Source organism: Arthrobacter sp. Y3223164, assembly GCF_059091005.1.
Genome location: NZ_JBNHGF010000065.1, coordinates 1 through 10,649 on the forward strand (window position 1 = coordinate 1; position 10,649 = coordinate 10,649).

General features: G+C 67.9%; 10 protein-coding genes. 3 read left to right on the top strand and 7 right to left on the bottom strand.

Annotated features, from left to right (window positions below):
- A partial coding sequence (locus tag AC5RUJ_RS05690) for a 3-phosphoshikimate 1-carboxyvinyltransferase (RefSeq protein ID WP_494155660.1) occupies positions 1-959 on the bottom strand: 959 nt, incomplete at its 3' end.
- A gap of 5 nt (positions 960-964) precedes the next feature.
- Entirely contained in the window at positions 965-1,546 is a 582-nt protein-coding gene (locus AC5RUJ_RS05695) for a DoxX family protein (RefSeq protein ID WP_494012456.1), read from the bottom strand.
- A gap of 327 nt (positions 1,547-1,873) precedes the next feature.
- Here AC5RUJ_RS05695 and AC5RUJ_RS05700 point away from each other — a divergent pair, with 327 nt between their 5' ends.
- Entirely contained in the window at positions 1,874-2,578 is a 705-nt protein-coding gene (locus AC5RUJ_RS05700; protein WP_494012455.1) for a sigma-70 family RNA polymerase sigma factor, read from the top strand.
- Positions 2,575-2,838, top strand: coding sequence for a mycothiol system anti-sigma-R factor (gene rsrA, locus AC5RUJ_RS05705; protein ID WP_493979048.1), 264 nt, complete (start codon positions 2,575-2,577; stop codon positions 2,836-2,838). Before AC5RUJ_RS05700 ends, rsrA begins: the two co-directional genes overlap by 4 nt.
- A gap of 123 nt (positions 2,839-2,961) precedes the next feature.
- Here rsrA and AC5RUJ_RS05710 read toward each other — a convergent pair whose 3' ends face one another.
- The 5 genes from AC5RUJ_RS05710 to AC5RUJ_RS05730 all read right to left on the bottom strand — a co-directional run bounded on the left by AC5RUJ_RS05710 (position 2,962) and on the right by AC5RUJ_RS05730 (position 9,248).
- Positions 2,962-3,036: a 50S ribosomal protein bL37 gene (locus AC5RUJ_RS05710; protein WP_369299106.1), complete on the bottom strand. Its 75-nt coding sequence runs from the start codon at positions 3,034-3,036 to the stop codon at positions 2,962-2,964.
- Between the two features lie 90 nt (positions 3,037-3,126).
- Complete coding sequence (locus AC5RUJ_RS05715; RefSeq protein WP_494000158.1) at positions 3,127-3,723, bottom strand: PadR family transcriptional regulator; 597 nt, start codon at positions 3,721-3,723, stop codon at positions 3,127-3,129.
- Entirely contained in the window at positions 3,723-4,547 is an 825-nt protein-coding gene (locus AC5RUJ_RS05720; RefSeq protein ID WP_494128944.1) for a DUF4097 family beta strand repeat-containing protein, read from the bottom strand. Before AC5RUJ_RS05720 ends, AC5RUJ_RS05715 begins: the two co-directional genes overlap by 1 nt.
- 197 nt (positions 4,548-4,744) lie before the next feature.
- On the bottom strand, positions 4,745-5,344 hold the full coding sequence (locus AC5RUJ_RS05725; RefSeq protein ID WP_494000156.1) for a GDSL-type esterase/lipase family protein: 600 nt from the start codon (positions 5,342-5,344) through the stop codon (positions 4,745-4,747).
- An 85-nt stretch (positions 5,345-5,429) separates the two neighbouring features.
- Positions 5,430-9,248, bottom strand: coding sequence for a multifunctional oxoglutarate decarboxylase/oxoglutarate dehydrogenase thiamine pyrophosphate-binding subunit/dihydrolipoyllysine-residue succinyltransferase subunit (locus tag AC5RUJ_RS05730; protein ID WP_494128943.1), 3,819 nt, complete (start codon positions 9,246-9,248; stop codon positions 5,430-5,432).
- A 399-nt stretch (positions 9,249-9,647) separates the two neighbouring features.
- Here AC5RUJ_RS05730 and AC5RUJ_RS05735 point away from each other — a divergent pair.
- The coding region (locus AC5RUJ_RS05735; protein WP_494155661.1) for an IMP dehydrogenase at positions 9,648-10,649 on the top strand (1,002 nt) is incomplete at its 3' end.

Genomic DNA, 10,649 nt, shown 5'->3' on the forward strand with positions numbered 1-10,649 from the left:
CTGCTGGTGTCGGCGAGGTCGGCGCCGGTGATCGAGGCGCCGCCGGTGACGGTCAGGGTGCCGTCCTCCAGCGTGACCGTGGCGCCCAGCCGCGGCAGGATGTCCCGCCAGGCGTCGCCCACCTGGGTGGTGGCAGTGGGCCAGTTGGGGATCCTGACCCGGCCGCGGGTGGCCAGGGCGGCGGCCAGGAACGGGCCGGCGTTGGAAAGATCCTGCTCGATCCGGGTATCGAAGGCACGGATCGGGCCCGGGGAGACCACCCAGTGGTTGGGGGTGGAGTCGTCGACGCGCACGCCCAGGTCCCGCAGCAGCCGCACCGTCATGGAAATGTGGTCCAGGCTCGGCACGCGGTCGCCGGTGTGCTCGAGGTGCAGTCCGTCGCGGAAACGGGGACCGACCAGCAGGAGGGCGGAAACGAACTGCGAGGAGGCGCTGGCATCGATCGCCAGGTGGCCTCCGGCCACTTCACCCGCGCCGGTGACGCGGAACGGCAGGCTGCCGAGCCCGCGGTCGTCCACGTCCACGCCCAGCCGGCGCAGTGCGTCGATGGTGGGGGACATGGGCCGGCGCCGCGCCGCCGGGTCGCCGTCGAACTCCACGGCGCCGCTGCACAGCGCCGCCAGGGGCGGCACGAACCGCATGACCGTGCCTGCCAGTCCGCAGTCGATGCGGGCAGCTCCCAGCGGGCGCGCCGGGTCGATCGGTTCCACCAACAGGTCCGGGCCGAACCGGCCGTCGCCCTCCGTCTCCGTGATGCCGGCCCCCAGGGACCGCAGCGCCTCCACCATCAGAACGGTGTCCCGCGAGTGCAGCGGGGAGCGCAGCCGGGAGGGGCCGTCGGCCAGCGCGGCGAGCACCAGGTAACGGTTGGTGAGGGACTTGGAGGCGGGGACTTCTACTGTTGCATCGATCGGCCGCTCCGCGAAGGGGGCGGGCCAGTGGTTGGCAGCGTGGGGCATTGCGTTCAGGATGCCACCACGTCCGCCGTGGCTTCGCGCACCGCGCGCTCGGCCTTCTTCAGCTGCTTCCGGGCGTCATGGCCGATAGAACCGGCATTGCGGCGGGCGTCTTTGCCGATGGAGCGGACGTTGCGCCGGGCGTCAGCGGCAAGGTGCTCGGCCCGCCACACCAGGCCGGGCCGGCCATTGGTATCCACAGCGGCGAGCAGGACCGCACCGATCAAGGACAGATTCTTCAAGAGTTGGTTGCGGCGGGTGCGCCTGGCTTCCGGCGTTGCGGAATCGGCGGCGCGGTAATCCACCACGGTATTGAGGGCTGTGGTGCCGGCCAGTACGGCAGCCGCGAGCCGCGAGAACTTGCCCATGCCCAAGAGCACACCTGCTCCCACCTGGGCCGCGCCGATAGCGCGGGCCATCAGCTTCTCCTGCCCGGCCAGGGCGCCAGCCGCGGGAAGGACGGATTCTGTCTGCTGGACCAGCGGCCGCAGGGACACCGCGGTTTCGTCGGTGTGGCGCAGACGGTCTATTCCGGTAGCTACAAAGCTTGTGGCCAGCAGCGGGCGGGCGGCAAGGCGGACGATTGACATGGAAGCCTCCTGGCTGTCAGCGTGCGTCGAAGGATCTGCGCCTTTCCCGGAGCCAGGCCCCGGGAAGGTGGCACTGGACACTAGTCTGGCACTTTTGTTGGCACCGCACACCTTGCGGGGCCGTTTACCGCGGCCGGCGGGGAATAGTTGCGGCTCGTCGGCGGTTAGCCATGAGAGGAAGGCCGGTGCGTTGTCTCCGGCCGGCAAGGTGTCGAAACGGAGGGAGATCCTGTGCCTACAGCGCTTGCCGAACGGGGCCGCGCAGGCCCGGTTGCCGGCGCTGCGTCCGCCCCGGCGTCAGGGCAGCCCAGCGTAGACTGGGAGCCAATGACGACTGAGAATTCGGACGCCACCCAGGACCGCGCCAACCCCGCCACGGCGGGGGAGCCGGATCAGGTCGACGTCCAGACGGAAACCGCCGACCAGCGCCGTGCCCGGTTCGAACGCGACGCCATGCAGTATGTGGACCAGCTCTATTCGGCGGCGATGCGGATGGCACGCAACCCCAGCGACGCCGAGGACCTGGTGCAGGAGGCCTACACCAAGGCGTTTTCGGCCTTCCACCAGTACAAGCCGGGCACCAATCTGAAGGCCTGGCTCTACCGGATCCTGACCAATACGTACATCAACCTCTACCGGAAGCGGCAGCGCGAGCCGCAGCAGTCCAACACGGACCAGGTCGAGGACTGGCAGATGTTCCAGGCTGCCGCGCACACCTCCTCCGGGCTCCGCTCGGCGGAAGCGGAGGCGCTGGACCACCTGCCGGACTCGGACGTGAAGAACGCCCTCCAGGCGATCCCGGAGGAATTCCGGCTGGCCGTCTACTTTTCGGACGTGGAGGGCTTCGCGTACAAGGAAATATCGGAAATCATGAACACCCCCATCGGCACCGTGATGTCCCGCCTGCACCGGGGACGCAAATTGCTGCGCGAACTGCTCGCAGATTATGCGCACGAACGTGGCATGTCAGGCACCAAGGACAAGAAAAACGCCGCGGCGGCGGTGGGGACACAACAGGAGAACGGCACATGAGCGACTGCCACGGACTGGGCGACTGCGAAGACGACCGGATGCAGCGGATCTACGAGTACGTCGACGGCGCACTCTCCCGCGATGACCTAGCGGAGATTAAGGCGCATCTGGACAGCTGTCCCGAATGCGCCGAAGAACACAACCTGGAGTGCCTGATCCGCTCGGTGGTGAAGCGCTCCTGCCAGGAGCACGCACCACAGACGCTCAAGGAACGGATTCTGGACAGGATCAGCCACATCAGGGAAACCGACACCGTGTAACGGGCCTGCCGCGTCCTGGCTGCAGGGAACGCGCAGGGAACAACGAAAGAACCCCCGTCGCCCAAACCGGGTGCGGGGGTTCTTGTCTCAGCAGCCTCAGCCGCGCGGGCTGTTGGCGACTGCTTAGGTGTTGGGGCGCTTGCCGTGGTTTGCGCCGCCGCGCTTACGGTCGCGGCGCTTGCGTGCTCGCTTGCTCATGGGCTGCCTCCTTTGCTGGACGAAAAAGAACTGCGCACCAGTCTGTCATATGCCTGCCCCACCTCCTAACCGGAGGAAGGCCCGGAGCGGTCAGCGCAGGGCCGCCGTGATGGAGGCCTTGGCCTGCTCCAGCACGGTCCTGATGGTCTGCACGGCGACTTCGTCCACGGTGCCGGCCGCGGTCCGCCGGCGCAAGTGCACCCTCACGTCGTCGCGGAAATCGTTGAGCAGGTGTTCCAGTTCCTTCACCGTGCGCTGTCCGGCGGCCTCGGCCGCCCGCGGCGACTTCCGGGCGTTGGTGCGGGCGGCCTCGGCCGAGGCGGCAAGGTCGGCCCGCAGCCCCTTCATTGAACTGCGCAGTTCCTCCCGCAGTTCGTCCGCGAGCCGCCGCACCGAGGCAGAGATGTCGGCTTCGACTCCGGCCAGCTCTTCCCGGCGGGCAGCCAGCTCCGCCCGCCCGGCGTCGGTGATGCTGTACACCGTGCGCCGGCCATCGGAGGAGGTGATCACCAGCCCTTCCTCCTCAAGTTTGGCCAGCCTGGGGTAGACGGTGCCCGCGCTGGGGGAGTAGGTGCCGCCGAACCGGTCGCTGAGGGCACGGATGATGTCATAACCATGCTTGTCGCCCTCCGCCACCAGCGCGAGCAGGTAGAGCCGCAAGGCGCCATGCGCGAAGACCGGAGTCATCAACCGACCTGGCTTCCGGCGTTGTCCCGGTGGAAGACCGCCAAGGTGCCCGAAACCGTGGTGGAGCGGATAGTGAGCCCCGGTCCTTCCGGCCCGATCCGGGTTTTCACCTTCTCGGAGAGTCCGAAAAACTTCTGGTCGTTCACCGTGATGCTGCCGGTGGCCGAGGAAGCAGCCACGTCCACCCCGCATTCCTCCGGTACGCGCACGGTAACGTCGCCGGAGACGGAATTGACGGCCAAGTCCTCCGGGGCGCCGTGCAAATCGAAACCCAGGTCGCCGCTGACCGTGCTGGCGCGGATATGGCCCAGGAAGCCCGAGGCGGTGATTTCGCCGGAGACGCTCTTGGCCACCAGATTCCCGCTGTGCTCGCGGACGATGATTTCGCCGCTGACCGTATTGACGGTGAGCATGCCGGCCGTGTCGTCCGCCATCATGGACCCGGTGACCGTGCTGACATCCGCCCCGGCCGCGGTGCCACACACCAGGCCGTCGCCACTGACGGTGGCGGCCTTGACGGGCAGATCCCGGGGAACGCCAATACTGATCACCGCTTCGTCCCGGGCTCCGGGAAGCACCAGGTTGACGCGGCGGGCGAGGAAACCCAGCGGGCCGTCGCCGGCCTTGCCGTGGCTGATCTCCAGCGTGCCGTTGCGCAGGGTCATCTCCAGGGGTGATCCGGAGACCTCGGAGACCTCGACGCGGACCGTCGGCTCGTCATGGACGATGATGTCCAGCCGCCCCTTCACGATGGATGCCCGCAGCGAACGGACATCGTCGACGTCGATCGTCCGGGGGCCGTCGATGCTCCACGTATCGTTCATGGCCTGTCCTGCCTCTGGCGATAAACCGCTCTAAACGCGATATATCTTGTGATGCAGGACACGATATATCGCGACTGCCGCGACCGCAAGGGCCGGAACCGCGTCCTTAAAGCGGAACGGCGGGACCGGAGCGTTTTCCGGTCCCGCCGAGGCGGTGTTCAGGGCCTGCACGGCACGCCCGTGTCCTGCGCGCCCGCTCAGAAAGGCTCGGGGAGGTCCAGCCACGGGTACCACCCGCGGTGCAGCACCAGCCAGGCCAGCAGCCCGTAGCCCGCTTGGCCGGGGGCCCCTCCGTTGCTGGCCAGGTCGGTGCGCCACTGCTCGTGGTTCAACAGCGGCGTGAACGTGTCGACGAAGACGTGCTTGCGCCGGGTGGTGACATCGCCGAAGGCGGTGGACAGCTCGGCCAGCTGGATGTTGCGGTCCGGGTCCAGTCCCGGCGGCGGGCCGACGACGAAGACCTTGACGCTCAGCTGCGCCGCTCCGTCGAGGATGTTCGCCAGGTTGAGCCGGCTGCGCGCCGTGGATAGTCCGAGCTCGAGATCGCGGCCGGACAGCCCGATGACGAGCCGGTTTTCGAAGCCGTCATCGAAACGCCGTCCGGCTTCCTGCAGCCAGCGGCCGGCCAGTTCCTCCGTTCCTTCGTTGGGCGAGGCCAGCACGAAGGATTCCAGGGTGGCTGGGTCCGGGTTGGTCCGGGCCAAGGTGCGGCCGAGCCAGCCGAGGGCGCGCGGGTCGCCCACTCCGGCCAGCAGTTGATCACCCACGGCGGCGATCCTGATTCTGCGTTGCTCCACGGGTAGCTTTCTGGTTCGACGGATAGGAAGCGGGCTTAAACGAAAGTGGGCGGGGCGCCCTGCGGCACCCCGCCCGCCATCTTACTTAGCGGCGTTCAAAGGCCTTCTTGACCAGGACATCCTGCTCCGCGGCGTGGCGCTTGGCCGAGCCGGTGGAGGTGGCAGCGGAGGCCGGGCGGGAAACCAGGCGCAGCTGACGGTCCAGGGCGTCGGGCAGGTACAGGCCCATGAAGGGCCACGGGCCCTGGTTGGCCGGTTCGTCCTGTGCCCAGACGATTTCCGCGTTCGGGTACTTGGCCAGTTCCGCCTTGATCTCGTCAACCGGCAGCGGGTAGAGCTGTTCCACCCGGACGAGCGCCGTCTTGGTGTCGGAGTTCTTCTGGCGCGCGGCCAGCAGGTCGTAGTAGAGCCGGCCGGAGACCAGCACCACACGGTCGACGTCCTGGCCGTTGAGGTCCTGAACGTCGCCGATGACCGGCTGGAACGTGCCGCTGGTGAAGTCCTCCACCTTGGCCGCGGCAGCCTTCAGCCGCAGCAGCTGCTTCGGGGTGAAGATGATCAGCGGCTTGCGCGGACGGTTGTAGGCCTGGCGGCGCAGCAGGTGGAAGTGCGAGGCCGGGGTGGTCGGGTTGGCCACGATCATGTTGTCCTCGGCGCACATCTGCAGGAACCGCTCGATCCGGGCCGACGAGTGGTCCGGGCCCTGGCCTTCATAGCCGTGCGGCAGCAGCAGCACCAGCGACGACCGCTGGCCCCACTTCTGCTCGGCCGAGGAGAGGAACTCGTCGATCACCGTCTGGGCACCGTTGACGAAGTCGCCGAACTGGGCCTCCCACAGCACCAGTGCGTCCGGGCGCTCGACCGAGTAGCCGTATTCGAAGCCCATGGCCGCGTACTCGGACAGCAGCGAATCGTAGATCCACAGCTTGGCCTGGTCGTCGGACAGGTGGCTCAGCGGCGCCCACTCTTCGCCGGTGACGCGGTCGTGGAAGACCGCGTGACGCTGCACGAAGGTGCCGCGGCGGGAGTCCTGGCCGGCAAGGCGTACCGGCACCCCTTCCATCAGCAGCGAGCCGAAGGCCGCGAGTTCGCCGAAGCCCCAGTCGATGTTGCCCTCGCGGGACATCTGCTCGCGGCGCTCCAGCAGCGCCTTCAGTTTCGGGTGGACGGAGAATCCCTCCGGTACTTCCACGTGCGCCTTGCCGATCCGGGCCATCATCTCGGCGGACACGGCGGTGCCGGCGGGCACATCGGCCCTGTCCTCGGTCTGCTGGGAGAGCGGGCGCTCCAGGTCGGACACGGCGGCGGAGTCCTTGGTGATGACCGGGATCGGCGAGGTCTGCGCCGCATGCGTCTCGGCGAAGACCCGCTCCAGCCGTTCCTGGTAGTCGCGCAGGGCCTGGTCGGCTTCGTCCTGGGTGATGTCGCCGCGGCCCACCAGAGCCTCCGTGTACAGCTTGCGGGTGGAGCGCTTGGCTTCGATGAGGTTGTACATCATCGGCTGCGTCATCGAGGGATCGTCGCCCTCGTTGTGTCCGCGACGGCGGTAGCAGACCATGTCGATGACGACGTCCTTGTGGAAGCGCTGGCGGTACTCGTAGGCCAGCTGCCCCACGCGGACCACGGCCTCGGGGTCGTCGCCGTTCACGTGGAAGACCGGGGCCTGGATCATCTTTGCCACGTCGGTGGAGTACACCGAGGACCGCGAGGCGTGCGGCGACGTGGTGAAGCCGACCTGGTTATTGACCACGATGTGCACGGTGCCGCCGGTGCGGTAGCCGCGCAGCTGTGACAGGTTCAGGGTCTCTGCCACTACGCCCTGGCCGGCGAAGGCGGCGTCTCCGTGGATGATGATCGGCAGCACCGGGAACTCGTCGCCCTTGTCCAGCCGGTCCTGCTTGGCGCGGGCAATGCCCTCGAGCACCGGGTCGACGGCCTCCAGGTGGGAAGGGTTGGCGGCCAGGTAGACCTTGGTCTCGTTGCCGTTGTCGGAGGTGAACTTCCCTTCCGTGCCCAGGTGGTACTTCACGTCGCCGGAGCCTTGGACGCTGCGGGGGTCCTGGGTGCCCTCGAACTCGCGGAAGACCTGTGCGTAGGTCTTGCCGGCGATGTTGGTGAGCACGTTCAGCCGGCCGCGGTGGGCCATGCCGATGGCCACTTCGTCCAGGCCGTCGTCGGCGGCGTCGGAGATCACCGCATCAAGCAGCGGGATCAGGGACTCTCCGCCTTCCAGCGAGAATCGTTTCTGGCCCACGAACTTGGTCTGCAGGAAGGTTTCGAACGCCTCGGCGGCGTTGAGCTTGCCCAGGATGCGCAACTGCTCCTCGCGGCTGGGCTTGGCGTACTCGCGTTCCAGTTCGTTCTGGAACCACTCCCGCTCGGCCGGGTTCTGGATGTGCATGTATTCGATGCCGGTGGTGCGGCAGTAGGCATCACGCAGCACGCCCAAAATGTCGCGCAGCTTCAGGCGGTCCTTGCCGCCGAATCCGCCGGTGACCCATTCGCGGTCCAGGTCCCAGAGGGTCAGCCCGTACGTGTTGATGTCCAGGTCCGGGTGCTTGCGCTGGACGTACTCCAGCGGGTTGGTGTCCGCCATCAAGTGGCCGCGGACGCGGTAGGCGTGCACCAGTTGCTGGATGCGGGCCACCTTGTTGACCTGCAGGTCGACGTCCACCTGGTTGTCCGGGCGCCAGCGGACCGGCTCGTACGGGATACGCAGCGCTTCGAAGATCTCGTCGTAGAAGCCCTGTTCGCCCAGCAACAGCGATTCGATCAGGCGCAGGAACTCGCCCGAGCCGGCACCCTGGATGACCCGGTGGTCGTAGGTAGAGGTGAGCGTGATGATCTTGCCGACGCCCTGTGCGGCGATCGTCCGTTCGCTGGCGCCGCGGAACTCGGCGGGGTACTCGAGGGCACCGACGCCCACAATGGTGGCCTGGCCCTTGGACAGCCGGGGGACGGAGTGCACCGTGCCGATGCCGCCCGGGTTGGTCAGCGAAACCGTGGTGCCGGCGTAGTCGTCGGCGGTGAGCTTCCCGGCGCGGGCCCGCTTGATCAGGTCCTCGTAGGTGTGCCAGAACTCGGAGAAGTTCATGGTTTCGGCGCGCTTGATGTTCGGCACCACCAGCAGGCGGGTTCCGTCCGGCTTGGGCATGTCGATCGCGATGCCGAAGTTGACGTGGGCCGGCTGGACGGCGGCGGGCTTGCCGTCGATCTCGGCGTAGTGGACGTTCTGGCTGGGGAACTGGCCCAGCGCCTTGACCACGGCGTAGCCGATGAGGTGGGTGAAGGAGACCTTGCCGCCGCGGGCGCGGGCCAGGTTGGAATTGATCACCAGGCGGTTGTCGATCAGCAGCTTGGCGGGAACCGCGCGCACCGTCGTCGCGGTTGGCACGCTCAGGCTGGCGTCCATGTTGGTGGCAATGGCCTTGGCCGGGCCGCGCAGCACGGAGACGGTGTCTTCTTCGGCCAGTGCGCTGGGCGCGGATTTGGGCAACTGGGCGGGGATCGGGGCAGGCTTGGCCTCGGCCTTCTCGGCCTTCTCGGCCGGCTCGGCCTTCGCCGCAGGCTTGGCGGGGGCGGCGGAGCTGTTGGTGGAGGTGTTGGGGGCCGGCTCATTGTCGGCGGGAATCGGCTTGGTTCCGGCCTGCTCCGTGGCCGTGCTCTCGCCCGAGGCCTGGGGCGCGGTATTAGCCGCGGCGGGGCGGGAAGGCGCGGAGGCGCCCGCCGGGGAAGCTGCAGTGTCTTTCGGGCTGCCGTCGCCGCCGTTGGCCGCCTCGAAGATGCTCCACCATTTCTTGTCCACGGAATTCTTGTCTTGGAGGTACTGCTCGTAGATCTCGTCAACGAGCCATTCGTTACCGCCGAATTCTTCGGGTAGACGAAGGTTGGGATGCTCTGGCACTTGTGATACGCCTCTTCCGTGAATTGCCGCTTGCCCTGCAGATCACGCGCTTCCCTTGGCTGCCTTCCGAACCTGCCGGCCAGCAGCGGAATTGCGAGTGCGCATCTGCCGCGCACTAGATCTGGACCAGTTGCCAGTCTAATGACACTTTCCCAACGCAGGCTAATCTTTAGCGTTTAAGCGGGGGAACTTCGTGCCGATTCGTCCCGCGGCCGGACGGCCCTAGACTTTCAGGGGAGCCGGGAAATATGCAGGCGGCCGGACCGCCCTCCGTGCGCAGCCCCGGCAGCGCACGGACACAACGGATCCGGACCCCTGGCCCGCAGCCCCACCTACCCGACCGGCCACCGCGCCACCTGGCCGCCCCGGCCTGCACGGCGACGAGGAAAGAGAGCAGCCATGCGCCTGATCAACGAGCCGATGACCGACCTGACCTACTCGGACGTTTTCCTGGTGCCTTCGCGCTCGGATATCACGTCGAGGCTGGATGTGGACCTGTCAGCCGGCGACGGCACCGGGAGCACCATTCCCCTGGTCGTGGCGAACATGACCGCCGTCAGCGGCCGCCGCATGGCGGAGACGATGGCGAGGCGCGGCGGGCTGGCCGTGCTGCCGCAGGACGTCCCGCTGAACGTGCTGTCAGAGGTCACCGGGTGGATCAAGGACCGCCACATCGTTTTCGAAACGCCGTTGGAGCTGACCGCGGGCAACACCGTGATCGATGCCATGCACCTGATGGACAAACGCGCGCACGGCGCGGTTGCGGTGGTGGACGACGCCGGCAAGTGCGTGGGCGTGGTGCGCGCCGAGGACTGTGAGGGCGTGGACCGCTACGCGTCGCTGGAGTCGGTGATGGCGGCCCACCCGCTGCTGCTTGATGCCTCCATGTTCGACGCCGGGGCGGACACTGCGCTGCGGCAGGCCTTCGACCTGTTCGACTCGGCCTCGGCGTCCTTTGCGCCGGTCGTGGACGACGACGGCGTGCTGGTCGGCGCGCTCACCCGTGCCGGCGCGCTGCGCTCGACCATCTACACCCCCGCGCTGGATCCGCAGGGCCGCCTGAAGGTAGCCGCCGCCGTCGGGATCAACGGCGACGTCCGCGCCAAGGCCGAGGCGCTGCTGCAGGCCGGGGTGGACGTCCTGGTGGTTGATACAGCCCACGGGCACCAGCGCAAGATGTTCGACGCCCTCGAAGCGGTCCGCAGCCTGGACCCGCAGGTTCCGGTGGTCGCCGGCAACGTGGTCAGCGCCGACGGCGTGCGCGACCTGGTCGAAGCCGGCGCGGACATCGTCAAGGTCGGCGTGGGACCCGGCGCCATGTGCACCACCCGCATGATGACGGCCGTGGGCCGGCCGCAGTTCTCCGCCGTGCAGGAATGCGCGGAGGCGGCCCGGGAGCTC

Bases quoted from the DNA above. Each gene is read 5' to 3' on its own strand.
- AC5RUJ_RS05720 (WP_494128944.1), bottom strand. From the start codon at position 4,547: ATGAACGATACGTGGAGCATCGACGGCCCCCGGACGATCGACGTCGAC.
- rsrA (WP_493979048.1), top strand. From the start codon at position 2,575: ATGAGCGACTGCCACGGACTGGGCGACTGCGAAGACGACCGGATGCAG.
- AC5RUJ_RS05715 (WP_494000158.1), bottom strand. From the start codon at position 3,723: ATGACTCCGGTCTTCGCGCATGGCGCCTTGCGGCTCTACCTGCTCGCG.
- AC5RUJ_RS05700 (WP_494012455.1), top strand. From the start codon at position 1,874: ATGACGACTGAGAATTCGGACGCCACCCAGGACCGCGCCAACCCCGCC.
- AC5RUJ_RS05695 (WP_494012456.1), bottom strand. From the start codon at position 1,546: ATGTCAATCGTCCGCCTTGCCGCCCGCCCGCTGCTGGCCACAAGCTTT.